Below are 25,953 nucleotides of genomic sequence, written 5' to 3'. Positions count from 1 at the left end.
GATGGGCCGCTCAGCCCGTCCGGGCGCCCGCACAGCCCGTCCGGGTACCCGCATAGCCCGTCGGGGCGACCACTCGGCCCGTCCGGCGTTCGATGACCGGGGTCCGGGGCGGAGCCCCGGCTACGGGAAGGGGCGGGGTGGGGGAGCAGACCACCCTCCGCGACCGGCGGACGACGGCTCCGCCTCCGTCGAATTCCTCGGCTTCCTCCCCCTGTTGCTGCTCGTCGCCCTCGGGGCCGTTCACCTCGGCCTCGCCGCGTTCGCCGCGCAGCAGGCCGGTACGGGCGCCCGCGCGGCGGCCCGTACCGCCACGCTGGACGAACCGCAGGCGGCCCCGGCCGTGGCGGGCAGCGCGGCGATGACGGACTGGGTGGCCGCCCGCGCGGCCGTCGACGCCCCCGCGTGCGCGGCCGGCGGCACCGCAGAGGTCACCGCCACCGTGACCGTGGACGTCCCCGCGATCATCCCCGGCACCGGCTTCGCCGTCACCCGGCACGCCACCATGCCCTGCCCGGCGCAGCCGGCGCCGGCGGGCGTCGGCGGTGGTGCGCCATGAGCCTGCGCTCCCGCATCCCCGCCCCGGAGGCACGGGCGGAAGGCCGCGAGTCCGGCCATCTGGTGCCCGTCTACCGCGCCAAGCTGCTCGAGGAGATCGACCTCGCCGAGATGTCCGCCCTGGCCGCCGGCGAGCGCCGCGGCCGCCTCGAGCGGGTACTGGGCCACATCATCAGCCGCGAGGGCCCGGTGCTGTCCACGGCCGAGCGCGACAACCTCATCCGCAGGGTCGTCGACGAGGCACTCGGGCTGGGCGTGCTCGAGCCGCTGCTGGAGGACCCCTCGATCACCGAGATCATGGTCAACGGCCCCGACCAGATCTTCGTCGAACGCGCGGGCAGGGTGGAGCTCGTCCCCGTGCGCTTCGCCTCCGACGAGCAGCTGATGCAGACCATCGAGCGCATCGTCTCGACCGTCAACCGCCGGGTGGACGAGTCGAATCCGATGGTCGACGCCCGCCTGCCGAGCGGCGAGCGCGTCAACGTGATCATTCCGCCGCTGGCGCTGAACGGCGCGACGCTCACCATCCGCCGCTTCCCCCGCGCCTACACCCTGCGCGAGCTGATCGGCACGGGGACGCTGGACGAGCACATGCTGATGCTGCTGGCCGCCCTGGTGCGGGCGAAGTTCAACGTGGTGGTCTCCGGGCCGACGGGCGCGGGCAAGACGACGCTGCTGAACGCCCTGTCCGGGCTGATCCCCGACGGCGAGCGCATCATCACCGTCGAGGACGCCGCCGAGCTGCAGCTGCAGCAGTCGCACGTCATCCGCCTGGAATCGCGGCCCCCCAACGTCGAGGGCAAGGGCCGCATCACCATCCGCGACCTCGTCCGCAACTCCCTGCGCATGCGCCCCGACCGCATCATCGTCGGCGAGGTGCGCGGCGGCGAGACCCTCGACATGCTCCAGGCCATGTCCACCGGCCACGACGGCTCCCTGGCCACCGTGCACGCCAACAGCGCGGAGGACGCGCTGATGCGGCTGCGGACGCTGGCGTCGATGTCGGAGGTGCGGATCCCCTACGAGGCCCTGCGCGACCAGATCGACAGCGCCGTGGACTGTCTGGTGCAGCTCGTGCGGCACGCGGACGGCTCGCGGCGCATCGCGGAGATCGCCCTGCTCGAGTCGGCACCGGACCGCGAGCACAGCGGGTACACGCTCGCCACCGTCGCCCGCTTCGACCCCGAGCCGATGGGCGCGGACCGCGTCGTGCGCGGCGCCTTCCGGCACTTCCCGCTCCCCGGGCGCGCCGCCGAGCGCCTGCGGCTGGCGAACGAGGCCGTGCCGGCCGCGTTCGGCGTCGCGGCGTTCCCCGGCGAGCTCACCACCCGCGAGACCAGGCAGAGGTAGCGGCACCATGGACGACCTGTCACTGCTGACCACCGGCGCCACCCTGCTGTGCGGGGCCCTGGCCGTCGCCGGCGTCCGCGCGTACGTCACCGGAAGGGACCGCCACCAGGCGCTCGTCGACCGGCTCTCCGACGCCCCCGCCCTGCCGCCCGCCGGGCGCACCCGCGCCTTCCGGCGGACCGACCGGTGGCTGCGCGCGACGGCCGCCGGGCGACGCCTGGAGCTGCGGATCGCCTCGACGGGGATCGACGTCACCGTGGGCGAGTTCACGGCCTGCACGGTGGGCGCGGCGGCGGGCCTGTGGCTGGTGGCGGCCGGGGCGCTCGCGCCGTTCTTCGGCCCGCTGGCGGGCGTGGTCGCCCTCTGGTCGGCGTCCGCGTTCCTGGCCTGGCAGCGGCGCAAACGGATCGAGAAGTTCATCAACCAGCTGCCGGAGCTGTCGCGCATCCTGGCCAACGCCACCCAGGCCGGGCTGGCGCTGCGGACGGCCCTGGGCATGGCGGCCGAGGAGATGGAGGCCCCGGCGGGCGAGGAGCTGGCCAAGGTCGCCGACCGGCTCGCGGTGGGCCACTCCATCGAGGAGGCCCTGGACGAGCTGGCCCAGCGGCTGCCGTCACGGGAACTGGTGGTGCTGGTGACCACCCTGGTCCTCTCCAACCGGGCGGGCGGCACGGTCGTCAGCTCGCTGCGCAACCTCACCGCGACGCTGGAGGAGCGCAAGGAGACCCGGCGCGAGGTGCGCACCCAGCTGTCGCAGGTGACGGTCACCGCCTATGTCGTCCCGCTGATGGGCATCGGCACGCTCCTGCTGATGGACCGGATCGCACCCGGTTCCATCGACCGGATGACGAGCGGCTGGCCGGGCCAACTGGCGGTGGTGGCCGCCTTCGGGCTCTACGGACTGGGGTTCTTCCTCATCCGCCGGATGTCGAAGATCGATGTGTGAGCGCGGTTCACGTGCGGCGGCGTGCAGTGACGGCGGCGCCGTGCGGTGAACCGCGGGGACGTGCAGCGACTGTGAGGAGGTGGGCGAGTGGGGCTCGTACTGGCCCTGCTGGCGGGGGCGTCGGCGGTGGGCATCTGCTACGGCGTCGTGCTCTACCGGAGCGAGGCCAGGCTGCCGCCGGACCTCGCGCTGGCGCTGGAGGTCGGCTCGACCCGCACGACGGCCGTCGGCTCGGCGGTCGACCGGCTCGGCATGCGCTACGCGCCGCTGGTGCTGCGCATGATGGGCGCCAAGCGGGTGGCGAAGGTGCGCCGCCGGATCGACCGGGCGGGCAACCCCGGCGGCCTGACCGTCGACCGCTACGCGGCCCGGCGGGCGGTGTACGGGGCACTGGGCTTCGGCGGGGCGCTGGTGATGCTGGCGAAGGGGCAGGGCGTGTGGGCGCTGCTGCTGGTGGGCTTCGGGCTGTTCTGGATCGAGGTCGGCATCTGGGCGGCGGTCCGCGAGCGGCGGGACGCCATCGAGCGGACGCTGCCGGACTTCCTGGACGTACTGGCGGTCGTGGTGAGCGCGGGGCTGGGCTTCCGGCAGGCGCTGGACCGGGTCTCCGAGCGCTACGAGGGGCCGTGGGCGGACGAACTGCGGATCACGCTGCGCCAGATGGACATGGGCGTCAGCCGCCGCCAGGCCTTCGACGAACTGCGCAGGCGCAACGACTCCGAGCAGGTCGCCCAGTTCGTCACGGCGCTGCAGCAGGGCGAGGAGCTGGGCACCCCGATCGTGGACACGCTCATCGACATCGCCACCGACATGCGCCGCACCGACGCCCAGCTGGCCCGGCGCAGGGCGGCGCGGGCGGTGCCCAAGGCCACGATGGTCATCACGACGTTCATGGTGCCGGGCACGATGATCCTGCTGATCGCCGGGTTCTTCCTGGGGTCCGGCATGGATTTCGGCTCCATCGCCGGGGAGTGACGGGCGGGGCGATGTGGGCGAACTGCGTGAAGACGCTTCGCGGACGCAATGGGCTGTGGGACAGTCGTCGGGGAATCGGGGGTGAGACGCGTGGTGTCCCAACTGCCGTGTGAGGGAAGGGAAAAGGGTCGGCATCGCACCACCCATGGAGGGGACCATGATGCGAAAGCGCATTCGGAAAACCGGGAAAGAACGTCGAATGGACGACCGGAGAATGAACGACGGACGCGTGAAGGACGGACGCCTGAACGACCGGGGGCAGACCTCGGTCGAGTACCTGGGCATCATCGCGGTGGTCGTGGCGATCATTCTCGTCCTGACGACCACGGACTTCGGCACGATGATCGCGACGGCCATCACCAACCAGATCCAGCGGATCACTGGTTGAACCGGGACGCCGGGCAGGCGTTCCCCCTGTACATCACGGCGGTGGCGGCCCTGCTCCTCCTCGCACTGGCCTTCTTCGCCGTCGGCCGGGCCGGGGCGGCGAAGAACGGCACCCAGACCGCCGCCGACGCCGCCGCGCTGGCGGCCGCCCAGGACTACCGGGACCAGCTGCGCACCGGATTCCTCACCACCGTCCTGCGAGCGGCCGGCCCCGACGGCAAGGGTGGCGACGGCAAGGGCGGCGACGGCAAGGGTGCGGACTGGGCGGGCTGGCTGGCGGGCCGGGGCGCCGACCGGGAGCGGGCCTGCCGGGCGGCCGCCGCGTACGCCGCGACCAACAGCGCACAGCCGGACGTCACCTGCGAGGAGGGCGAGGCACCCGGTTCGTTCCGGGTGCGTGTCACGTCCGCGCGGACGGTGGGCCCCTCGGTCGTGCCCGGCACCGAGAACCGGCACGCCACCGCCTCGGCCGAGGCGGTCGTCACCCCGCGCTGCGCGCCGCGCGCCGCCGCCCCCGCCGGTGACGCGGCCAAGCCGGCGCCACCCCTCACCCTGACCTGCGACGGCGAGGACGTGACCGTCGATCCCGCGCGCCCCGGCACGCTCGTACCGGCGGCGGAGCTGTTCACCGTACGACTGACGGACTGACGCCCACCACCACCCCCTCTTCCATGGCTTCCATCACTCCACAGGAACGGACGGACGGAACGCACCCATGAGCTCTCGGATCCCCGCCGCAGCGCTCGCGGTCGTCATAACCCTCGCCCTGGTCGGCTGCGGGGGCGAGGACGACGACGGCGAGAAGAGAAAGGAACCGAATTCCGCGAGAAATTCCGCCGCTCCGGGCGGCGGCAGCGTCGCGGACAAGCCCGCACCCCGGCCGACGGCGACGATCGGCGAGCTGAAGGGCGCCGACGGCATCGCGGTGATCCTGCATTCCGCCGTCCGCGACAAGGGCGGATTCCTCACCGTCAACGGCACGGTCGTCAACCGGGGCAACAAGCCCTACACGTCGCTGACGTGGAGGTCGAAGGAGACGCAAATGAAGTCCCAGTCCTCGGTGTCCGGAGCCTCCCTCATCGACCAGGCCGGCAGGAAGCGCTATCTCGTCCTGCGCGACACGGACGGGGAATGCCTGTGCTCGACGGGTCTGGTCAACATCCGGCCCGGTGAGAGCCGCGCCGTCTTCGCCCAGTTCCCGGCGCCCCCCGACGATGTCAAAGCCGTGGACTTCCAGCTGCCGACCATGCCGTCCGTCCGCATCCCGGTCTCCGGGTGAGCGCGCCATGTCGCCGGCCCAGCGGTCCCTGTGCGGCACGGTTCTGGCTGCCGCGGCAGTCCTGGTCGTGGTGGTCCCCGCTCACGCCGACGGTGGACCGGGCGGCTCCGCCCGTACCGCCCCGCCGGTGCGCATCGACGCGAGCGCACCGGGCCTGAAGCTGCGTCCCGGCGCGAAGCTCGCTCCGGGACGCGTCCTCGACATCAAGTCCGTCGTGGAGACGGGCGACGGCGAGGAGCGCCGCGAGGACACCAACGTCGACGTCACCTTCGCCCTGCAGACCGAGGTCCTCTTCGACAAGGACAGCTCCCGGCTCGGCGGCGCGGCGAACGCGCGCATCCGCGTCATCGCCGCGGAGGTCAGGAAGCAGCGCGCCACGGTCCTGCGCATCTTCGGCTTCACCGACAACCTCGGTTCCGCCGACCACGGCGTCGCCCTGTCGAAGGAGCGCGCCAACGCCGTCCAGCGCGAGCTCGCCGAGGAGCTCGGCTCGTCCTCGGTCCGCTACGAGATCCGCGGCTACGGCGAGCAGTACCCGATCGCCGACAACAGCACGGAGGACGGCCGCCGCAAGAACCGCCGGGTCGAGGTGAGCTTCCCGCGCGGCGGCTGAGCACCCGCCGGTCACGCCCGCGCGTCCCGAACGGTCGCGAACTCCTCGTCCACCAGGGCAGGATGGGCCCCGCCCGGAAGGCAGGGGAGTGCTGAGGGAGGCGGGACATGAGGGGCGGGCGGTTCGTCGGGACGGCGGTCGCGTTCGGGGCACTGGCGGCGGCGTCCGGAAGTCCGGCGGTGGCGGCCGACGGGCCGGCCGCGTACCGGACGGCCTCCGGCGCGACGGCGGTACGGGGCTCGGGCAGCAGCGCGGACGGGCCCGTGCTGAAGGCCGGCGGGACGTACACGGACAGCGTCAGGCCCGGCGAGAAGAAGTACTACACCGTGCAGCTGGACGGCCGGTCCAGCGCCTATGTGTCCGCGGTCGCCGTGCCGCATCCGGGCGGATCGATGGGGCTCAAGGACGGCATCGAGGTGGCGCTGCAGGCGGCGGACGGCACCCCGTGCGGAGCCGCGCGGAACAGGTCGTTCCTGTCGGTCGGCGGGGCCTATCCCGTCGCCGACTACGCGGAACGCGTCGTCCGCTCCGGTGGTCCCTGCGCGAGCGCCGGGACGTACCGGTTCGTCGTGCAGCGCGGGGACGCGACAGGCGGTGACGGCGCCGCCGTGCCGGTGGAGCTGAAGTACGTGGCCGAGGAGCCGCGGAAGAACGAGGCCGGCGGGCTGCCCGCCCCCGGTGCCTGGAGCTCGCGCGCGCCGTCGGGCCCTCCCCAGGGGGAGGGCGAGAACGTCACGGGCGGCACGGGCTTCAACGACGCCGCCGAACTGCGCCCGGGAGTGTGGAAGGACGAGCTCGAGCCGGGCGGGACCCGCTTCTACCGGGTCTCGGTCGACGCCGGTGAACAGCTCTTCGCCGATGCCGAGTTCGGGGCCTCGGCGACCGCCGGCCCGTATGTGGTGCGCGGGGTGCGGCTGGGGCTGAGCAATACCGCTCGCGGGTACGTCATGAACCGGACCGGCGGCTACCAGGGCAGGCCCGCCACCGTCTCCCTGGCCACGCCGCCGGCCGCGTACGGCGACGGCGGCGGCGAGGCGGCGCGGGGCATGCGCTTCGCGGGCTGGTACTACCTGCAGGTCAGCGTCAGCCCCAAGGTGCGCCGGGGCGAGCGGGGGAACGGTGTGCCCGTCACCCTCAAGGTCGATGTCGCGGGCGCGCGGAAGGCCGACCCGGCGGACGGCCCCGGGCGAGGCGGCGGTGCGGTCGGCGGCGAGCTGGTGGCGTCGGCGGGCGGCGCGGCCCGCGACGAGCGCCTGCGGTTCCTCGGCTACGCGGGCATCGGCACCGGTTCGGCCCTGCTGCTGGGGCTCGGCGCCTGGACGCTGGCCGTGCGGCGACGCGACGGATGAACGTGGCACGAGTCAACGAGTGTGGGTGAATGTCGTAAATCTTGCCTATCCGAATTACCCGCCACCTTCCGGATCGTCCGCAGTTAGCTCGATGTGTATGTACGCCGGTCCTATGGGCATCGGCGCCGACTGGAAGGAAGACCTGTGAGGAACGTTCAGCGGATTGCGGCTGCCGCCACGCTCGTGGTCAGCGCTTTCGGGGTCGGCTGCGGGACCGCGTCGGCTGCGGAGGGGCAGGACGGGGACGTCGTGTCCATCAACTGCAACAACCCCTACAACGCGAGCCTGGTCGACGCGTCCGGGGGGACCGCGGTCACGCGGCAGGCCCAGGACCTCCTGGGGGTCGGCCTGGGCGGCGACGGCACGGGCGGGTCGGGCGCGGGTGGCAACGGGGCGGGCGGCAACGCCACCAGCGGCAACGCCACGGGCGGTTCCGGTGCGGCCGGCGATGACGGTGGCTTCCTCAACGGCGGCGACCTCTTCGGTTCCGGCGACAGCAGCAGCTCGGCTCCCGGCGGCTCCGGTGCGAGCGGTCCCGCCTCGGGCGGTCCCGGTGCGGGCGGCGTCGGTGCCGGAGGCGCGGGCCATGGCGCGGCCGGCGCGGGTGGCGGGTCCCAGGACCAGGGGGCCACGGCCAACGGCGGGAAGGGCGGCAGCGCCGACCTCTCCAACGTCCAGCAGGCCAACGGCAACCGCTGCGGGCGGAGCGCGGACGTCGACGCGAGCCGTACGGTCGACAAGAGCTCCGCGATCGACTACAGCACGTCGATCGACAAGTCGGTCAAGACGAGCCACGCGCGGTACGAGCGTGGCGCCGGCGCCGGCGCCCGGCGGCCGTGACGGCGGCTGACGGTCCGTTAGGGGGTGTGGGGTCCTCCCGCCGCGCCGAGCGGCGGGAGGACCTCCACGCGCCCGCCCGGAACAACCCCCCACCGGGCCATCGCGCCCGCCGCCGACTCCAGGACATGGCGCGCCCCGAGACGGGGGGCTCCCAGGCGGCCGGGGGGCATGGTGTGCAGGGACAGGACGTTCAAGTCCCGGTCCAGGTGGGCCACATCGATGGGGAAGAGCATGCGCCAGGTGTGGACTCCGCTCGCTGGGGTGAGCAGCATCGCGCCGTCGAGCGCGGTACGGCCGAGGAGGCCGCGGGTGCGGGCGCGGAAGGAGGCGGCGATCTCCAGTGGGACGATGACGCCCGTTGCGGTGACGCGGAGTTGAGCGGTTCCGTCCTGGTGGTGGGGCATGCGGACAGGTTATCCACAGGTCCCGGCGGAGAGCGCCGATCATCCGTAACCTCGGGGCATGGACGCGCTGTTGATCGTTGTCGCCGCCGTGTACGGAGCCGTGGCCGGGGCCTTGGTGCCGCGCGTGCGGTACCGGCTGGCGGTGGAGCCGGGGGAGGAGTGGCGGTCCGCCGGGCCGTGCGGGCATCCCGTCGGCGGTTGGGTGGGTCCGGCGCGGTGCGCGGTGTGCGGGAGGAGGTACGGGCCGGGGGCGCTGTGGCCGGTGGGGGTGACGGCCCTGGCGTGCGCGGCGCCGGCGGCGGTGGCCGGGGCGCGGCCGGAGCTGGCGGTGTGGCTGCTCGCGGTGCCGGTGGGGGTGGTGCTGGCGGGGGTGGACCGGTCGGTGCGCCGGCTGCCGGACGTGCTGACCCTGCCGCTGGCGCTCGGCACGGCGGGGCTGCTGGGCGGGGCGGCGCTGATACCCGGCGCGGCGGGGTCCTGGCCGCGGGCCCTGCTGGGCGGGCTGGTGCTGGCGGGCGGCTACTTCGTCCTGTTCCTGCTGCACCCGGCCGGAATGGGCTTCGGGGACGTGAAGCTGGCGGCCGGGCTGGGGTGCGCGCTGGGCTGGTACGGATGGGGGGTGCTGCTGCTGGGGGCCTTCGCCGGCCTGCTGCTGGGGTCGCTCCACGGGCTGGCTCTGCTGGTGACGGGCAGGGCGCGGCGGGGCGACGCGCTGGCCCTGGGCCCGTTCATGATCGTGGGCGCCTGGGCGGGTGTGCTGGCCGGGGCCCTGAGGGGAGGGTAGAGGGTAGGGGACTCCCGTCGGACGCCCGCCACCGCCGACGCGCCCGCTGCGGATGTCACGATTCGTGCACGAAATCGGGCGTCCGCGCACATGTGACGGCCATGAGGTCGGGAATCACGTCAAGCCGATGATGACTTTGCAAGACCTTTTCCGAAGACGCGGCGAGGGGGCCGGAGGCCGGGCGCCGCATGGCCGGTTCCGCGTCGGGGCCCAGTATTGAAGGGATCCGCGAACTCCTAAGGAGCCCTGCCCGCCGACCCGTTCAAGATCAAATAGAAGGTCACAAGTCAGCACACCACGCACTGTCACCCCCGTCGGTGCGTGAAGCAGCCCCTCCGACCGGTTATGGTGGAAACCCCCCCTCGGGCCGGTCCGTATCCCCCCCACGGACCGGCCCGTTTTCCTTTTCCCCCGGTCACTGTGCGTGTCGAAGCATGTGGGACGCCGGAGTTGATCTTCAACTGATCTCCAGTTGATCTCCGGCCGGCCCGCAGGCCGGAGCGCTCCCTTCCGGGACGATCTAGGAATCGCCGCGGCGCGCCCAAATGTTGACGCCCTCCGTGCTCACCGCCAGGGCGTCGATTTCGGCCAGCTCCTCCTTGGTGAGCGCCGCCGCGCCAAGTGCGCCCACGTTCGCCTCGAGCTGCGCCACGCTGGACGCCCCGATCAGGGCGGAGGTCATCCGCTCGTCGCGCAGCACCCAGGTCAGCGCGAGCTGCGCCAGCGACTGGCCCCGGCGTCCGGCGATCTCGTTCAGGCCGCGCAGCCGGCCCACGACCTCCTCGCTCAGCAGGGCCGGGTCCAGGGACTTGCCCTGCGCCGCGCGCGAGCCCGCGGGGACGCCGTGCAGGTACTTGTCCGTGAGCATCCCCTGCGCCAGCGGCGCGAAGGCGATGCAGCCCATGCCCTCGTCCTCCAGGGTGTCGAGCAGCGCGTCGTCCTCCGTCCACCGGTTGATCATGGAGTAGGAGGGCTGGTGGATCAGGGCGGGCACTCCCATCTCCCGCAGCAGCCGCGCGGCCTCCCGCGTCTGCTGGGCGTTGTACGAGGAGACGCCCGCGTACAGGGCCTTGCCCTGCTGGACGGCGGACGCCAGCGCGCCCATCGTCTCCTCCAGCGGGGTGTGCGGGTCGAACCGGTGCGAATAGAAGATGTCGACGTAATCGACGCCCATCCGGCGCAATGACGCGTCCAGCGAGGACAGCAGGTACTTGCGCGAGCCCCACTCCCCGTAGGGGCCGGGGTGCATCAGGTAGCCGGCCTTGGTGGAAACGATGATTTCGTCCCGGTAGGGCCGGAAGTCCTGGGCGAAGATCTTGCCGAAGTTCTCCTCGGCCGAGCCGGGCGGCGGTCCGTAGTTGTTGGCCAGGTCGAAGTGGGTGACGCCCAGATCGAAGGCCCGGCGCAGGATGGCCCGCTGCGAGTCGAGGGTGCGGTCGTCGCCGAAGTTGTGCCACAGTCCCAGGGAGATGGCCGGCAGCTTGAGCCCGCTGCGGCCCGTGCGCCGGTACTCCATGGAGTCGTAGCGCGTTTCGGCCGCGCGGTAGAGCGAGGGATCGGTCATGTGCATCTGACTATCACGGTCCTGTGACGGGCCGAGTTGCGTTCTCGCGACACGCTGGCAGTACTGTGGCGCCTTCGGGGGCGACCACCGTGGCATGGAGGGGCAGGAAGAGTGAAGTTGCGCGACCTGGTGTACAGGCTTTACGCACGCCGGGTGGAAGGCCGCCTCGACCACGCCCAGGTGCCCAAGCACATCGGCGTCATCCTCGACGGCAACCGCCGCTGGGCCCGCGCCGACGGCCGGACCCTGGAGCAGGGCCACCAGGCCGGGGCCGACAAGATCTCGGAGCTGCTCGGCTGGTGCGCCGAGACCGACGTCGAGGTCGTCACCCTGTGGATGCTCTCGACGGACAACCTCGACCGTCCGGCCGACCAGCTGGGCCCGCTGCTGAACATCATCGAGAACACCGTGCGCGGCCTGGCCGCGGACGGCCGCTGGCGCGTCCACCACGTCGGCACCCTCGACCTGCTGCCCTCCCGGACCCAGACCGTCCTCAAGGAGGCCGAGCAGGACACGATCGGCGTCGACGGGATACTCGTCAACGTCGCCGTCGGCTACGGCGGCCGTCAGGAGATCGTCGACGCCGTGCGCTCGCTGGTCCTCGAGGCCGCGGACCACGGAGACTCCTTCGAGGAGCTGGCCGAGAAGGTCGACATCGACCACATCACCAAGCACCTCTACACCCGGGGCCAGCCCGACCCGGACCTGATCATCCGCACCAGCGGCGAGCAGCGCCTCTCCGGCTTCATGCTCTGGCAGAGCGCGCACTCCGAGTACTACTTCTGCGAGGTCTTCTGGCCCGCGTTCCGCAAGGTCGACTTCCTTCGCGCCCTTCGGGACTACGCCGCGCGCCACCGGCGCTACGGGAACTGAGGCGCCGCTACGGCAGCTGACGGCATGCCATCGCCGGGGGTGGCTGAACGCCAGTACGGATGACGGCCGGTCAATCGTTCACCTGCTCGTCGCATATGCCGTTGCATGGTCAAGCGGTCCAGCGGGAATATCCCCTGCAGGCCGACGGTCGGAACTGGGACCGTCGCTCTGCCAGCGGGCGGCATGGGGCCGCCCGCCCGGGAGGCCCTTTGCACCAGGACGACGACCGTGCGGACCGAGCGGCCCCGACAGGCCGCACGGCAGGCGCGGCGGGCCGGACGACCGGCAACCCTGGAAGGGCGCGGACCCGGACCGTTCCCCGCGCCACCGTTCCTCACAACGGCGGTGCGCCCTTACCTCTGCACGAGGGGGTTCGTCCACCCGTGGTGACCAGCAAGAAGCGCCGTGATGGCGACCGGCGCACCTATGTCCTCGACACCAGCGTCCTGCTGGCCGACCCAGGAGCCATGTCCCGCTTCGACGAGCACGAGGTCGTGCTCCCCGTCGTGGTGGTCACGGAGTTGGAGGCCAAGAGGCATCACCCGGAGCTCGGCTACTTCGCCCGCAAGGCCCTGCGCCTGCTGGACGAGTACCGGGTGCGGTACGGCCGGCTCGACTCGCCGCTCCCGATCGGCGAGCTCGGCGGCACGATCAGGGTCGAGCTCAACCACTCGGACCCGGGCATACTGCCCGCCGGCTTCCGCCTCGGCGACAACGACTCGCGCATCCTCGCCGTCGCCCGCAACCTCCAGGCCGAGGGGTACGACGTCACCGTCGTCTCCAAGGACCTGCCGCTGCGCATCAAGGCCTCGGCGGTGGGGCTGGTCGCCGAGGAGTACCGCGCCGAGTGGGCCATCACCGACTCCGGCTGGACCGGGATGGCGGAGCTCGCCGTCACCGCCGAGCAGGTCGACGAACTCTTCGCCACCGAGCGCGTCCACGTTCCCGGAGCCGCCGAACTGCCGGTGCACACCGGGCTGGTGCTGCTGTCCGAGCGCGGCAAGGCGCTGGGCCGGGTCACGGCGGACGGTTCGGTGCGGCTGGTGCGCGGGGACCGGGAGGCGTTCGGCATCCACGGGCGCAGCGCCGAGCAGCGCGTGGCGCTGGACATGCTGCTGGACCCGGACATCGGCATCGTCTCCATGGGCGGACGGGCCGGCACGGGCAAGTCGGCGCTGGCGCTGTGCGCCGGGCTGGAGGCCGTGCTGGAGCGGCGGCAGCACCGCAAGGTGATGGTCTTCCGGCCGCTGTACGCGGTGGGCGGCCAGGACTTGGGCTACCTGCCGGGCAGCGAGGCCGAGAAGATGAGCCCCTGGGCCCAGGCGGTCTTCGACACGCTCTCGGCCGTGACGACGTCCGAGGTGATCGAGGAGGTCGTGGGGCGCGGCATGCTGGAGGTGCTGCCGCTCACCCACATCCGCGGCCGCTCGCTGCACGACGCGTTCGTCATCGTGGACGAGGCACAGTCGCTGGAGCGCAACGTCCTGCTGACCGTGCTGTCGCGGATCGGCGCCAACTCGCGTGTCGTTCTCACCCATGACGTGGCACAACGGGACAATCTGCGGGTCGGGCGGTACGACGGTGTGGTGGCCGTGGTCGAGAGGCTGAAGGGGCATCCGCTCTTCTCGCACGTCACGCTGACGCGTTCGGAGCGTTCGCCCATCGCGGCGCTGGTGACCGAAATGCTGGAGGACGGCCGCATCTGAGGGGATGTATGAAGGTGCGCGGCGCGCGGCGGGCCGAGGAGCTTAGCCGCGCGCCGTCGCGCGGCGCCGCAGTTTCCGTGAAACCGCAGGAGTAAACAGGGTGTGAGCTTTCACACGTAACCAAGAATTGCCTAGGAGCGTGCCGTTCGGGCAGAGTCTGGGTCCTGTCAGGCCCCGCATACGGCACTTGGACCCCTCCGGGGGCGATGCGGAACACACAACTGAACAGCGTCGCCGTATGCCGCCCGAGCACTGAGCGGACCTCTTTCACCGGAGGGCCCACCGGGTCAGCGCCTCCAGTGACCAGAGTGGTCCCGTTTCTTCGGGGCCGTCCAATCGGAGGCCAGTGTCCAGGGGCACGATTGCGTCCGCGAGGTCACCTATGCGGGCGATGCTGGAAGGAAACCGTGTGAGCCGGATTTCGGTCCGGGGATTCGCCGTGGCTTCTGCCACCGCGGTCACCACCGTGGGCGCCGTCGTCGGCGTCGCCGCGGGCAACGATCAGGGCACGACCGATCGGTTCGAGGCCACCGCTGCCGACGCGACGCTCCTCGCGGACATCCCCGCCGGGCACAACGTCCGGGCCCAGACAGCTTCCCTCACTCAGCAGGCGGACACCCAGGCCGACGCCGCGGATGCCGCGGCGAAGAAGGACGCCGAGGAGTCCGCGCGCAAGCAGGCCGCCGAGGACGCCACCGCGAAGAAGGAAGCCGCGGAGGAAGAGGCCAAGAAGAAGGAGGCCGAGGAGAAGGCCAAGGAGCGCGAGAAGGAGGAAGGCAGCGAGGTCAGCAGCCGCTCGGCCACGCGCGACGCCTCCGACTTCGCGGTCAAGGGCTCGTACTCGGTCGCCGAGGTCCAGGCGATGGCCCGGCAGATGGTCCCCTCGGACCAGTACCAGTGCTTCAGCAACATCGTGAACAACGAGAGCACCTGGGACTACACGGCCACCAACCCCTCCTCCGGCGCCTACGGTCTTGTGCAGGCCCTGCCCGGCACCAAGATGGCCTCGGCCGGCGCCGACTGGCGCACCAACCCGGCCACCCAGATCAAGTGGGGCCTGAGCTACATGAACGAGCGCTACGGCAGCCCCTGCGGCGCCTGGTCGTTCTGGCAGGCCAACCAGTGGTACTAGGCACTCCCGCCTGACCCGCTGTCCGCCCGAAGCCCCCGACCCGAAGCGGCCGGGGGCTTCGGCGTGTCCGGATGAAGGTAACGTCGACACGGATGGCCACGGGGGAGTGGGGGTAGAGGAAGAGAAATGTCCAGATTGCCACGATGGGTTGGCGGCCTGGGGTCCGGGCTGACGCGGCTCGCGCAGCGGCTCGAGGCCCGCGGGACCGCCGACGGGCCCGAACCCGGGCCCGCGCCCGCATCCGAACCCACGCCCACCCCGTCCCACGACCACACACCGGATCCGGCCATCGCGCCCGGTGCCGGGCACCGGCCCGCACCGGCGCCGGCCGGCGGCGCGCCCGTCATGGCGCCCCGTCAGGACCCGGTCGCCGCCGTCCCCTGGGGCGTGCGGGTCGCCGCCGAGGTCAGCTGGCGGCTGCTGGTGCTGGCCGGAACGCTCTGGGTGCTGATGCGCGTCATCAGCGCCGTACGGCTGGTGGTGCTGGCCTTCGTCGCCGGCCTGCTCATCACCGCGCTGCTGCAGCCGACCGTCGCCCTGCTCAGGCGGCGCGGCGTGCCGCGCGGGCTCGCCACGGCCATGACCTTCATCTCCGGCTTCGTCGTCATGGGGCTGGTGGGGTGGTTCGTGGTCTGGCAGGTGACGGAGAACCTCGACGACCTCTCCCGGCAGGTCCAGCACGGCATCGCCGAGCTCAAGCACTGGCTGCTCACCAGCCCGTTCCATGTGACCGAGAGCCAGATCAACAACATCGCCGACAAGCTCAACGAGGCGATCGGCACCAACACCAAGGACATCACCTCGGCGGGCATCGAGGGCGTCCAGGTCATCATCGAGGTGCTGACGGGCATCCTGCTGGCGATGTTCAGCACGCTCTTCCTGCTCTACGACGGTCCGCGGATCTGGCAGTGGCTGCTGAAGCTGGTGCCGCAGGCGGCCCGCGAGGGCGTGGCGGGCGCGGGCCCGCGCGCGTGGGCGACGCTGACGGCCTATGTGCGCGGCACGGTGATAGTGGCGATGATCGACGCGATCTTCATCGGCATAGGGCTCTTCTTCCTGAAGGTCCCGATGTATGTGCCGCTGGCCGTGTTCATCTTCCTCTTCGCCTTCGTCCCGCTCGTCGGTGCGGTGGTCTCCGGCGCGCTGGCGGTCGTCGTCGCGCTGGTCACGCGCGACGTCTTCACGGCGATGATGGTGCTGGTGGTCGTCCTCGCGGTGCAGCAGATCGAGGGCCATGTGCTGCAGCCGTTCATCCTCGGGCGCGCGGTGCGCGTCCATCCGCTGGCGGTGGTCCTCTCCGTCGCCGCGGGCTCGCTGGTCGCCGGCATCGGCGGCGCGGTGGTCGCGGTCCCGCTGGTCGCGGTGACCAACACGGTGGTCGGCTATCTACGGGCGTACGCGAAGGAGCAGGCGGCGCGCTCGGTGCTCGAGGTGTCGCCGGAGGAGGCCGCCGCGGTGCACACGCCCCCGCCGACGCCTCCGCCGACGCCATCGGGATGACGCCGGCGGACATGACGGAAAAGGGCAAGGGCCCCGACCTTGAGAAGGTCGGGGCCCTTGCCTTGTCACGCGAGTGACGGTCAGCCGTTCAGCACGGCCTCGGCGTCCAGGGTGGCGCCGACGGCCTGCAGGACCGAGGCGATCTTGAAGGCTTCCTGGATCGTCTCGCGGTCCACGCCGGCCTTGCGCAGCACCTGCTCGTGCGAGTCGAGGCACATGCCGCAGCCGTTGATGGCGGAGACGGCCAGCGACCACAGCTCGAAGTCGACCTTCTCCACGCCCGGGTTGCCGATGACGTTCATCCGCAGGCCCGCGCGCAGGTTGCCGTACTCCGGGTCCGACAGCAGGTGCCGGGTGCGGTAGTAGACGTTGTTCATCGCCATGATGGCGGCGGCGGACTTGGCGGCCGTGTACGCCTCGGGGGAGAGGTTGGCCTTGGCCTCGGGCTCCAGCTCGCGCAGCACGATCGGCGAACGGGTCGCGATCGCGCAGGAGAGGACGGTGCCCCACAGCTGCTGCTGCGGCAGGTTGGAGTTGCCGATGACCGAGCCGAGGTTCAGCTTCAGGTCCTTGGCGTAGTCCGGTATCGCGGACTTCAGCTCATCGAGGGCCATGGGGGATCAGCTCACTCGCCCGCGAGGAGCTTGACCGCGTCGAGGGTGTCCTCGCCCTTGTTCCAGTTGCAGGGGCACAGCTCGTCCGTCTGCAGGGCGTCGAGGACCCGCAGGACCTCCTTGGGGTTACGGCCGACGGAGCCGGCGGTCACCATGACGAACTGGATCTCGTTGTTCGGGTCCACGATGAAGACGGCGCGCTGGGCGTAGCCGTCCTCGCCCTCGACGCCGCAGGCCTGCATCAGCTCGTGCTTGGCGTCGGCCAGCATCGGGAAGGGCAGGTCGCGCAGGTCCTTGTGGTCCTTGCGCCAGGCGTGGTGGACGAACTCGGAGTCGCCGGAGACGCCGAGGATCTGGGCGTCACGGTCGGCGAACTCGTCGTTCAGCTGGCCGAACGCGGCGATCTCGGTCGGGCAGACGAACGTGAAGTCCTTGGGCCAGAAAAAGACCACGCGCCACTTGCCCTCGTAGGACTTGTGGTCGATCTGAGCGAACGCCTTGTCCGCGTCGAGGTCCACACAGGCGGTCAGGTCGTACTGGGGGAACTGGTCACCGACAGTGAGCACGCGCTCTCCTTGCAGCGGAGGAAATCCCGGTGCGGGGGTTTCCTGCGGGTTGGACGACCACCACAGTGCCACAGGAGGCATTGATAGCGGAAATAGCTAGACTGGGAAGTGTTGATCGAAGGTGGTTATCAATGATGTCGTCCATACCCCCGCCGCGGACCCGCCAGCCCAGCCTCGCCCAGCTCCGCGCGTTCGTCTCCGTCGCCGAGCACCTGCACTTCCGTGACGCCGCCACGGCCATCGGCATGAGCCAGCCCGCCCTCTCGGGCGCCGTCGCCGCACTGGAGGAGTCCCTCGGCATCCAGCTCCTCGAGCGTACGACGCGCAAGGTACTGCTCTCGCCCGCCGGCGAGCGGCTCGCCGCACGCGCGCGTACCGTCCTCGACGCCGTCGGCGACTTCATGGAGGAGGCCGAGGCAGCCCGCGCGCCCTTCACCGGCGTCCTGCGGCTCGGCGTCATCCCGACCGTCGCGCCCTACCTGCTGCCCACCGTGCTGCGCCTGGTCCACGACCGCTACCCGGACCTCGACCTGCAGGTCCACGAGGAGCAGACCTCCTCGCTGCTGGACGGCCTCACCCAGGGCCGCCTGGACCTGCTGCTGCTCGCCGTGCCGCTGGGCGTTCCCGGGGTCACCGAACTCCCGCTCTTCGACGAGGACTTCGTCCTGGTCACCCCCTGCGACCACTGGCTCGCCGGGCGCGGCGACATCCCCCGCGAGGCGCTGCGCGAGCTGGAGCTGCTGCTGCTCGACGAGGGGCACTGCCTGCGCGACCAGGCCCTCGACGTCTGCCGCGAGGCCGGACGGGCCGAGGGTGCCGCGATGACCACGAGCGCCGCCGGGCTCTCCACGCTCGTCCAGCTGGTCGGCGGCGGCCTCGGGGTCACCCTGCTGCCCCGCACCGCCCTGCGCGTCGAGACCGGCCGCAGCGACCGGCTCGCCACCGGCTACTTCGCCGACCCCGCCCCCTCGCGGCGGATCGCGCTGGCGATGCGGACGGGCGCGGCGCGGCAGAACGAGTTCGAGGAGTTCGCGGCCGCGCTGCGCGGGGAGCTGGCGAAGCTGCCGGTGCGCATCGTGCAGCGGTAGGAAGCGGTAGGCAGGGCCGAGGTAAGGGGCGCCGTCCCCTGTGCGGCGCCCCTTACCGGTATCGGCGGGGCTATTCGGCGCGCAGCCCGTCCGGGCGCATCATCCGCCACAGCGGCGGCAGCGCGGCGAGCGTGACCAGGGCGATGACGCCGGCCCCCAGCCCCACGACCTGCAGGAACGCGAACCGGTCGCGCACCGGCGCGTCCACCACCGAGAGCATCACCCGGCCCAGCGCGAGCCCCCCGGCGACGGCCAGCAGCATGCCGAGCACCACCGGGATCACGGTCTGCCAGACCAGGGACCAGGCGACGGTCGACCGGCTCGTGCCGAACGCGGCGAGCGTGGCCACCGGGCGCCTGCGCTCGCGGAGTTGCTCCAGCGTGGCCAGCATCAGGCTCGTGCCGACCAGCCCCAGGGTCACGGCCGCCGCCCAGGGAAGGGCGCTCAGCATGACCGCGTACTCGGTGTCGTGGTCCGGCTCGGCCACCCACTCCGTGAAGTCGACCTCCGCGGCGGGGGCGAGGGCAGCGGCGGTGTTGCGGACGTGCTCGACGGCGTCCGGGGACGGCGAGCCGAGCCGGATCAGCACGCCGGCCGTGGCGTCCGGCAGACCGCGGACGTCGAGGGCGGAGGGCGTGGCCAGGACGCCGAGGTCGGCCGGGAGGAACTCGGGTGCCTGGCGCGGCATCACGACGGGAGCCGACGCCGGCACGTTCCAGCGCTCCGGTGCCTTTCCCTCCCGCTCGAGAGCGAGCGCTTCGCCGGGCCGGACCTCGCTCGGGCGGCGCGGGCTGTCGCCGGCGGCCACGAAGACGTCGCCGTCCTCGCAGGACTCCAGCCCGGCCATCCGTCGCAGGGTGGCGCAGTCGGCGACGTGGAGCGGGACGACGTCGTTGCCGCCGGCCGTGTGCGCGTGGGTGCTGACGAAGCCGGCCGCCGACCGCACGCCCGGCGCCCGGCCGAACCTTTCGGCGATCGCCTGTGCGTCGTCCTTGCCGCCCAGCGGCAGGACCACGCGCATCACGTCCCGGTCGGCGCCGCGGTACGGCGTGGCCGTCGTCGTTCCGGCGAGGAGCATCTGCACCGCGATCGCACCGGCCACGGCGATCGTGATCCCGGTGACCGCGCGGGAGGCGGGGCCGCTGTCGAGCTGCAGCCGCCGGGTGGCGAGCTGCCAGGACGGCGGCCCGCCGCGCAGCCGCCCCACGACGGCCTCGACGAGCCACGGCAGCAATGTGACCACGCCCAGGAGCAGCAGCCCCGCGCTGAGCGCCGCCCACAGGCTCGGTTGGCCGAGGACGATGCCGGTGGACGGGGGACGGCGCAGGACGTACGGCACCAGCATCGCCAGGCCCGCCGCGGGAAGGAGCAGCCGCCACCACAGCCGGCGCCTGCGGCGCGTCGCCTCGCGCACCACGCCCAGCGGCTCGATGGCCACGTGCCGCAGCGCGAACAGGGAGATGACGACGGCCGTCAGCGGCACCCCGAGCAGGATCACGACGAGGGCGGCGGTGCCCGGCGTGAGGTCGGCGGGGAAGAGGCCGACGCCGCGCAGGGACAGCCGTGGCGCGAACGGCCGCGCGCAGAGGAAGAGCCCCGCACCGATCGCGAGCCCGGCCAGCGAGGCGGCCATGGCCTCGCCCGCCGCGACCCGGCGGGTCGTGCGGTGGTCCGCGCCGACCAGCCGCAGTGCCGCGAGCCTGCGGTCGCGGCGCTCGCCGCCGAACCGCACGGCGGTGGCGACGAGCGCGCACACCGGCAGCAGCAGGGCGGCGGAGGCCAGGCCGGCCATCAGCGCCACCGCGGCGTCCGGCTGGGGTTCGCCGTAGTCCCTGCCGAAGGCGGTGATGCGCCGGGGGCCGTTGGCGGGCAGGGTGCGGACGACGAGCCGGTCGTCCCCCGCGTAGTAGAGGAGTTCGTCGGGGCCCATGAGGCCCCGGTCGCCGATGGTGCCGGTGACGTGGTGGGGCAGCCGTTCGCGCAGCAGCGCCCCGCGGTCGGAGGCGAGGAGGTCCCGCAGGGCGGGGGAGACCACCATCTCCCCGGGCGCGGGCAGCGCGGCGACGCCCGGCGGCCTGGGTGCGCGTGGCCCCTCGGGCCGCAGCAGCCGGCCGTGGACGGTCCGGTCCCGGTAGACGGTGTCGGCCTCCTGGGCCAGCAGGGTCGCCGCCCCGGGCCGGTCGGCGGTCCGGAAGCCGATCCCGCGCTCCATGGCACGGGTGTTCCGGGCGTCCAGCGCCTGCGGCAGCGCGGTCAGAAAGAGCAGGAGGGCCACGCCGATGCCGGTGCCCACCGCCGTCAGCGCGGTGCGCAGCAGGCCCGCGCGGCCGCCGGTGACGGCGAAGCGGGCGCCCATGGCCAGGTCGCGGGCCCAGGCACGTAAGGACGTCACCGGGCACCCGCCATGTCGCGGGTGCGGCCGTCGCGTACGACGACCTCGCGGTCGGAGTAGGCGGCGATCCGGGCGTCGTGCGTGACCAGCACGACCGCGGCCCGGGTCGCACGCGCGGCGTCCGTCAGGAGCTCCATCACGCGCTCGCTGTTGAGCGAGTCCAGGGCGCCGGTGGGCTCGTCCGCGAAGACGACGCGGGGTGTGGTGACGAGGGCGCGGGCCACGGCGACGCGCTGGCCCTGGCCGCCGGAGACCTCGCCGGGGCGCCGGCCGGCGGAGTCGGCCACCTCGAGGCGGTCCAGCCACTCCAGGGCGCGGGCCTCGGCCACCCTGCGCCGGGCGCCGCCCAGGCGCAGCGGGAGGGCGACGTTCTCGACGCAGGTCAGCTCGGGGATGAGCTGGCCGAACTGGAAGACGAAGCCGAAGTCGGAGCGGCGTAACGCGCTGCGCGCGGCGTCCGGCATCGCGGTCAGCTCGTGCCGGCCGTAGCGCACCGTGCCCGCGTCGGGGCGCACGATTCCGGCCAGGCAGTGCAGCAGGGTCGACTTGCCGGAGCCGGAGGGGCCCATGACGGCGACGACCTCACCGGGGTGGACGGAGAAGTCGGCGTCGTCGAGTGCGGTCGTCAGACCGTACGCCTTGCGTAAGCCCGTGGCGGCCAGGACCGATCCGGCGGGGGTCATGGGCGCACCACCGTCGTGGCGAGCTGGTCCAGCCGGGCGGCGGTCAGTTCCAGCCACCGCAGGTCGGCCTCGAGGTGGAAGAGCGCGTGGTCGCAGATGAGCTGGTCGGCGAGGTCCCCGTCGCGCTTGCGGCGGGTCAGCTCGCGCATCAGCCGCAGGTGCTCGGCGCGCTGGGCGTCGAGCAGGTCGGCCGCGTCGCGGCCGGTCAGCAGGGCGAGGACGACCTTGGTGTAGAGGGTCGACTGCAGGTACGGCTCGGGCTTCTCGGGCTGGGCGAGCCACTGCTCGACATCCGTGATCCCGGCGTCGGTGATGGCGTACCGCTTGCGTTCGGGGCCGCCGCCGGGCTCGATGCCCTCGACCTCGACGAGGCCGTTCCGCAGCAGGCGCGACATGGTCGAGTAGACCTGCCCGTAGTGCAGGGGGCGGTCCTGGCCGAAGCGTTCGTCGAAGGCGCGCTTGAGGTCGTAGCCGTGGCGGGGACCGCCCTCGAGCAGGCCGAGCAATGCGTGTCCGATTGACATGGCAGGACTGTACGCCGTGGGTATACATACTGTGTATACCCACGGCGTACAGTTGGCCGAAACTATTCGGCTTCCGGCTCCCGCTCCTCCCGCTCCGCCTGCTCGGCCTGCTCTGCCTGCTCGGCCTTTGACGGGCGGCCGCGTCTGCGCATCGCGCCCGCCTCCCTCGGCATCCGGCCGGCGTCCGTCAGGGCCTTGCGCAGCAGGAACTCGATCTGCGCGTTGGCGCTGCGCAGCTCGTCGTCGGCCCAGCGCGTCAGCGCGTCGTGGACAAGCGGGTCGAGCCGCAGCAGCACCTGCTTGCGCTGCTGCGGCCGTCCGCGACGGGGTGTGTCCGTCACTGGTAGAGGGAGCCGGTGTTCAGGACGGGCTGGGCGGCCCGGTCACCGCACAGCACCACCATCAGATTGCTGACCATGGCCGCCTTCCGCTCCTCGTCCAGCTCGACGATCTCATGCTCGCTGATGCGGTCCAGGGCCTGCTCGACCATGCCCACCGCGCCCTCGACGATCAGCTTGCGGGCGGCCACGACCGCGCCCGCCTGCTGCCGCTGGAGCATGGCCGAGGCGATCTCGGGCGCGTAGGCCAGATGCGTGAAGCGGGACTCGATGATGCGCACGCCGGCCGTCTCCACGCGCGCGTGGAGCTCGACGGCGAGCTTCTCGGTGATCTCCTCGGCGTTGCCGCGCAGCGACAGCGCGTCCTCGTCGTGCGCGTCATAGGGGTACTCGATGGCGATGTGCCGCACGGCCGCCTCGGTCTGCGTGGAGACGAACTCCTGGAAGTCCTCCACCTCGAACAGCGCCTGCGCGGTGTCCTCGACCTTCCATACGACGACGGCGGCCAGCTCGATCGGGTTGCCGTAGGCGTCGTTGACCTTCAGTACGGCCGTCTCGTGGTTGCGCACCCGCGTGGAGATCTCCTCGCGGCTGGTGAAGGGGTTGACCCAGCGCAGCCCCTCGGTGCGGATCGTGCCCCGGTAACGGCCGAAGAGCTGGACGACCTTGGCCTGGCCCGGGGCGATCGTGTTCAGCCCGCTCATCGCGATGATCGCGCCGAGGGCGATCAGGATGCCTGCGGCCACGAGCGCGGCCGTCACACCGCCCTTGACGTGCGAACTGGTGACGACACCCAGCGCGACGGTGCCCGCACCGGCGAGCAGCCCCACCAGGCCGAGCAGCAGCGCGAGTCCGCCGCCTATGTCGTTGGCGGGCAACTCGCGCACAGGTGGGCGGTTGGTGGTCGACGTGTTCCCGGTGCTGGTCGCGGACATGGTGCGCCCCCCGTTTTCTGGTCGGCGCGCGAGGTCCGTCGCGCGCTTTCGGCTGTCTATCAAAGTGATAGCACATTATCGCCCTGTACGGTTCTCCGCACTACGCCGTGCCCGGTTCCCGCCGGCCGGGGTGCTGTATGTCACGTCCGTTATTGCCGTGATCGATGGGCGTTTGATGGCAGTTGCGGTGTTAGCTTCGTGAGCTGGGTTGGGGGCGGACGGACTGGAGCTACGGGAGAGATGGGCCGAGGGCAAGCGCGACAGGCGCAGAACAAGGGCAGTCGCCCAGCGACGGGTGGCAAGAAGCCCAAGAAGAAGGGCATACGCCGGTTCTTCACCTGGAAGAAGCTGCTGGCCTACTGCATAGCCGTGGTCGCTCTGGGGGCGGGCGCGTTCTACGCGCTCTACCTCTACGTGGACGTGCCCAAGGGCAACTCCGCGGCCAAGCTGCAGAGCAATGTCTACAAGTCGAGCGACGGCAGGACCATCGCCCGCATCGGTGAGGTCAACCGCGAGGAAGTGCCGCTGGCCAAGGTGCCGGAGGTCATCCAGCGCGCCGTCGTCGCCGCGGAGAACAAGAACTTCTACAACGACCCGGGCGTCGACCTGAAGGGCACCGCCCGCGGCATCCTCAACACGGTCATGGGCCGTGGCAAGCAGGGTGGTTCGACCATCACCCAGCAGTACGTCAAGAACTACTACCTGGACCAGAGTCAGACCGTCACCCGCAAGGTGAAGGAGCTGATCATCTCGCTGAAGGTCCAGGACGAGAAGACCAAGCCCGAGATTCTCGAGGGCTACCTCAACACCAGCTACTACGGCCGGGGCGCCTACGGCATCCAGGCCGCGGCGCGGGCGTACTACAACAAGGACGTCGACAAGCTCAGCCTCGAGGAAGGCGCCTACCTGGCCGCCCTCCTGCAGGCCCCGAGCCAGTACGACTTCGGCCCCGCCTCCACCGAGGCCGGCAAGCTCAACGCCAAGAAGCGCTGGAACTACGTCCTGGACAAGATGGTCGAGCAGAACTGGCTCGACGCCGGCAAGCGTCAGAGCATGCAGTTCAAGGAGCCGGGCAAGCCCAAGTCCGCCGCCGGCCTGAAGGGCCAGAACGGCTACCTCATCGAGGCCGCGAAGAAGGAGATCATCCGCGACCTGATGCAGGAGGGCCGCAGCGCCAAGGACGCCGAGCAGATCTTCGCCGCCGGCGGCTGGACCGTCACGCTCAGCATCGACCCCAAGAAGCAGGCGGCGCTGGAGAAGGCCGTCCAGAAGCAGCTGCTCGACGACCTCGACCCCAAGCTCCGCGAGGTCGACAAGCACGTGCAGGCCGGCGCGGTCTCGGTGGACCCGAAGACCGGCAAGGTCGTGGCCCTCTACGGCGGCGCGGACTTCGCGAGCCACCAGATCAGCAACGCCACCCGCGCGGACTACCAGCCCGCCTCGACGTTCAAGCCGCTGATCCTGGCCTCGGCGCTGGAGAACGACTCCACGACCCAGGACAAGCAGCGCATCACGTCCTCCACGATCTACGACGGCACCAGCGAGCGGCCGGTCAAGGGCAGCCCGATTCCGTACGCGCCGCCGAACGAGGACGACCGGAGCTACGGGCCGGTGACGGTGCAGAAGGCGATGAACGACTCGATCAACTCGGTCTTCGCCCAGATGGTCGTCGACGTCGGCATGAGCAAGGTCAAGAAGACCGCCGTCGACCTGGGCATGAAGAGCGACTTCGAGGAGACCCCGGCCATGTCGCTGGGCTCCATGGGCGCCAGCCCGATGGAGATGGCCGGCGTCTACGCCACGCTGAACAACCACGGCAAGAAGACCACCCCGAGCATCGTCAAGGCGGCGACCCTGCGCGGCCAGGCCTTCAAGCTGCCCAACACCATCGGCGACCGCGTCGTCGAGCGGAACACCGCCGACGGCCTGACCTCCGTGATGACCGGCGTGGTGGACGACGGTACGGCGAGCGTCGTGGCCAACCCCGCCTACCAGGTGGCCGGCAAGACCGGTACCTCCGACGACAACAAGTCCGCGTGGTTCGCCGGTTACACCCCCGGCCTCGTCACCACCGTGGGTCTGTTCGGTGAGGGTCCGGGCGGTGCCCAGGTCACGATGAAGGGCACCGGCGGCAACGGCCGTGTCGACGGTGGCAAGTACCCGGCCAGGATCTGGGCCGAGTACACCTCGTCCGTCTACGGCGACGGCGAGGACGACGACGCCAAGTTCGACCTCGAGACCGACAGCGGCTTCACCTCGGTCCAGGGCCCGGCCCCGACCACGTCGGGCACGCCGTCCGCGCCCGCCTCGCCGACGCCGTCGCCGACCCCGTCGAAGAGCACGCAGTCGCCGTCGGGCACCCCGAAGCCGACGGGAACGGGCAAGCCCACGGGCAGGCCCACGGGCAAGCCCACGCCGCCCAAGCCGCCGTCCCCGCCGATCACGCCGTCCGTGCCGACGGGCGACGCGACCGACGGCACCCGGCCCAACGGCGGCAGGGAGCTCCAGCCCCCGGTCCAGCCGTAACCCGCACGAACGCCGACCGGCCGCTGTCCC

Annotated in this window: 26 protein-coding genes; 17 read left to right on the top strand and 9 right to left on the bottom strand. The window is 71.8% G+C overall.

Going from position 1 to position 25,953, the window contains the following annotated elements:
* The first annotated feature begins 1 nt into the window (after position 1).
* The 10 genes from ACIG36_RS27425 to ACIG36_RS27380 all read left to right on the top strand — a co-directional run bounded on the left by ACIG36_RS27425 (position 2) and on the right by ACIG36_RS27380 (position 8,294).
* Positions 2-556 (top strand): TadE/TadG family type IV pilus assembly protein, encoded by a 555-nt coding sequence (locus tag ACIG36_RS27425; protein ID WP_399933203.1) that lies wholly within the window; start codon positions 2-4, stop codon positions 554-556.
* The gene (locus tag ACIG36_RS27420; RefSeq protein WP_399933200.1) at positions 553-1,905 is read left to right on the top strand and encodes a CpaF family protein; all 1,353 of its coding nucleotides are present in this window, start codon (positions 553-555) and stop codon (positions 1,903-1,905) included. Before ACIG36_RS27425 ends, ACIG36_RS27420 begins: the two co-directional genes overlap by 4 nt.
* A gap of 7 nt (positions 1,906-1,912) precedes the next feature.
* Complete coding sequence (locus ACIG36_RS27415; RefSeq protein WP_399933197.1) at positions 1,913-2,851, top strand: type II secretion system F family protein; 939 nt, start codon at positions 1,913-1,915, stop codon at positions 2,849-2,851.
* A gap of 87 nt (positions 2,852-2,938) precedes the next feature.
* Positions 2,939-3,826 (top strand): DUF5936 domain-containing protein, encoded by an 888-nt coding sequence (locus ACIG36_RS27410; protein WP_399933194.1) that lies wholly within the window; start codon positions 2,939-2,941, stop codon positions 3,824-3,826.
* Positions 3,827-4,040: 214 nt separating this feature from the next.
* A complete protein-coding gene (locus ACIG36_RS27405; RefSeq protein ID WP_399933191.1) occupies positions 4,041-4,214 on the top strand; it encodes a Flp family type IVb pilin in 174 nt (57 codons plus the stop codon).
* Entirely contained in the window at positions 4,211-4,861 is a 651-nt protein-coding gene (locus ACIG36_RS27400; RefSeq protein WP_399933189.1) for a pilus assembly protein TadG-related protein, read from the top strand. The genes ACIG36_RS27405 and ACIG36_RS27400 overlap by 4 nt, the downstream gene beginning before the upstream one ends.
* 67 nt (positions 4,862-4,928) lie before the next feature.
* Complete coding sequence (locus tag ACIG36_RS27395) at positions 4,929-5,492, top strand: hypothetical protein (protein ID WP_399933186.1); 564 nt, start codon at positions 4,929-4,931, stop codon at positions 5,490-5,492.
* 7 nt (positions 5,493-5,499) lie between these two features.
* Entirely contained in the window at positions 5,500-6,105 is a 606-nt protein-coding gene (locus ACIG36_RS27390; protein ID WP_399933183.1) for an OmpA family protein, read from the top strand.
* Positions 6,106-6,212: 107 nt separating this feature from the next.
* The gene (locus tag ACIG36_RS27385) at positions 6,213-7,454 is read left to right on the top strand and encodes a hypothetical protein (protein ID WP_399933180.1); all 1,242 of its coding nucleotides are present in this window, start codon (positions 6,213-6,215) and stop codon (positions 7,452-7,454) included.
* A 144-nt stretch (positions 7,455-7,598) separates the two neighbouring features.
* The gene (locus tag ACIG36_RS27380) at positions 7,599-8,294 is read left to right on the top strand and encodes a hypothetical protein (protein ID WP_399933177.1); all 696 of its coding nucleotides are present in this window, start codon (positions 7,599-7,601) and stop codon (positions 8,292-8,294) included.
* A 17-nt stretch (positions 8,295-8,311) separates the two neighbouring features.
* Here the strand turns inward: ACIG36_RS27380 and ACIG36_RS27375 are convergent, their stop codons facing one another.
* A complete protein-coding gene (locus ACIG36_RS27375) occupies positions 8,312-8,698 on the bottom strand; it encodes a DUF192 domain-containing protein (RefSeq protein WP_399933173.1) in 387 nt (128 codons plus the stop codon).
* A gap of 58 nt (positions 8,699-8,756) precedes the next feature.
* Here ACIG36_RS27375 and ACIG36_RS27370 point away from each other — a divergent pair, with 58 nt between their 5' ends.
* Positions 8,757-9,482 (top strand): prepilin peptidase, encoded by a 726-nt coding sequence (locus ACIG36_RS27370; RefSeq protein ID WP_399933170.1) that lies wholly within the window; start codon positions 8,757-8,759, stop codon positions 9,480-9,482.
* A gap of 520 nt (positions 9,483-10,002) precedes the next feature.
* Here ACIG36_RS27370 and mgrA read toward each other — a convergent pair.
* Positions 10,003-11,046: an L-glyceraldehyde 3-phosphate reductase gene (gene mgrA, locus ACIG36_RS27365; protein ID WP_399933167.1), complete on the bottom strand. Its 1,044-nt coding sequence runs from the start codon at positions 11,044-11,046 to the stop codon at positions 10,003-10,005.
* A gap of 111 nt (positions 11,047-11,157) precedes the next feature.
* Here mgrA and ACIG36_RS27360 point away from each other — a divergent pair, with 111 nt between their 5' ends.
* From ACIG36_RS27360 to ACIG36_RS27345, 4 genes are all read left to right on the top strand, one after another.
* Positions 11,158-11,919, top strand: a complete 762-nt coding sequence (locus tag ACIG36_RS27360; RefSeq protein ID WP_399933164.1) for an isoprenyl transferase — start codon at positions 11,158-11,160, stop codon at positions 11,917-11,919.
* Between the two features lie 383 nt (positions 11,920-12,302).
* Positions 12,303-13,625 (top strand): PhoH family protein, encoded by a 1,323-nt coding sequence (locus tag ACIG36_RS27355; protein WP_399933161.1) that lies wholly within the window; start codon positions 12,303-12,305, stop codon positions 13,623-13,625.
* A 391-nt stretch (positions 13,626-14,016) separates the two neighbouring features.
* Complete coding sequence (locus ACIG36_RS27350; protein ID WP_399933159.1) at positions 14,017-14,757, top strand: transglycosylase SLT domain-containing protein; 741 nt, start codon at positions 14,017-14,019, stop codon at positions 14,755-14,757.
* A 126-nt stretch (positions 14,758-14,883) separates the two neighbouring features.
* Complete coding sequence (locus ACIG36_RS27345; protein ID WP_399933156.1) at positions 14,884-16,257, top strand: AI-2E family transporter; 1,374 nt, start codon at positions 14,884-14,886, stop codon at positions 16,255-16,257.
* 80 nt (positions 16,258-16,337) lie between these two features.
* On the opposite strand, the gene ACIG36_RS27340 is transcribed toward ACIG36_RS27345, so the two are convergent.
* Both ACIG36_RS27340 and ACIG36_RS27335 read right to left on the bottom strand, forming a co-directional pair.
* Positions 16,338-16,871 carry an alkyl hydroperoxide reductase gene (locus tag ACIG36_RS27340; protein WP_399933153.1) on the bottom strand — a complete coding sequence of 178 codons (534 nt, stop codon included), beginning with the start codon at positions 16,869-16,871 and terminating at the stop codon, positions 16,338-16,340.
* A gap of 11 nt (positions 16,872-16,882) precedes the next feature.
* Positions 16,883-17,437 (bottom strand): peroxiredoxin, encoded by a 555-nt coding sequence (locus tag ACIG36_RS27335; protein WP_399933150.1) that lies wholly within the window; start codon positions 17,435-17,437, stop codon positions 16,883-16,885.
* Between the two features lie 134 nt (positions 17,438-17,571).
* Between ACIG36_RS27335 and ACIG36_RS27330 the strand changes: the two genes are divergently transcribed.
* Positions 17,572-18,525: a LysR substrate-binding domain-containing protein gene (locus ACIG36_RS27330; protein ID WP_399933147.1), complete on the top strand. Its 954-nt coding sequence runs from the start codon at positions 17,572-17,574 to the stop codon at positions 18,523-18,525.
* Positions 18,526-18,595: 70 nt separating this feature from the next.
* Here the strand turns inward: ACIG36_RS27330 and ACIG36_RS27325 are convergent, their stop codons facing one another.
* The 5 genes from ACIG36_RS27325 to ACIG36_RS27305 form a co-directional block, all read right to left on the bottom strand.
* Positions 18,596-20,917 (bottom strand): FtsX-like permease family protein, encoded by a 2,322-nt coding sequence (locus tag ACIG36_RS27325; RefSeq protein WP_399933145.1) that lies wholly within the window; start codon positions 20,915-20,917, stop codon positions 18,596-18,598.
* Positions 20,914-21,600, bottom strand: coding sequence for an ABC transporter ATP-binding protein (locus tag ACIG36_RS27320; protein WP_399933142.1), 687 nt, complete (start codon positions 21,598-21,600; stop codon positions 20,914-20,916). The genes ACIG36_RS27325 and ACIG36_RS27320 overlap by 4 nt, the downstream gene beginning before the upstream one ends.
* Positions 21,597-22,124, bottom strand: coding sequence for a PadR family transcriptional regulator (locus tag ACIG36_RS27315; protein ID WP_399933139.1), 528 nt, complete (start codon positions 22,122-22,124; stop codon positions 21,597-21,599). Before ACIG36_RS27315 ends, ACIG36_RS27320 begins: the two co-directional genes overlap by 4 nt.
* Before the next feature lie 62 nt (positions 22,125-22,186).
* Entirely contained in the window at positions 22,187-22,465 is a 279-nt protein-coding gene (locus ACIG36_RS27310; RefSeq protein WP_399933136.1) for a hypothetical protein, read from the bottom strand.
* Entirely contained in the window at positions 22,462-23,397 is a 936-nt protein-coding gene (locus tag ACIG36_RS27305; RefSeq protein ID WP_399933134.1) for an SPFH domain-containing protein, read from the bottom strand. The genes ACIG36_RS27310 and ACIG36_RS27305 overlap by 4 nt, the downstream gene beginning before the upstream one ends.
* A 240-nt stretch (positions 23,398-23,637) precedes the next feature.
* Between ACIG36_RS27305 and ACIG36_RS27300 the strand changes: the two genes are divergently transcribed.
* Positions 23,638-25,923 (top strand): transglycosylase domain-containing protein, encoded by a 2,286-nt coding sequence (locus ACIG36_RS27300; RefSeq protein WP_399933131.1) that lies wholly within the window; start codon positions 23,638-23,640, stop codon positions 25,921-25,923.
* Positions 25,924-25,953 lie beyond the last annotated feature (30 nt).

Origin of the sequence: Streptomyces sp. NPDC053048 (genome assembly GCF_044547045.1) — a bacterium.
Taxonomy (GTDB): domain Bacteria; phylum Actinomycetota; class Actinomycetes; order Streptomycetales; family Streptomycetaceae; genus Streptomyces.
Note: the sequence above shows the minus strand (reverse complement) of the source record. Positions and strands in the feature narration are given on the sequence as shown.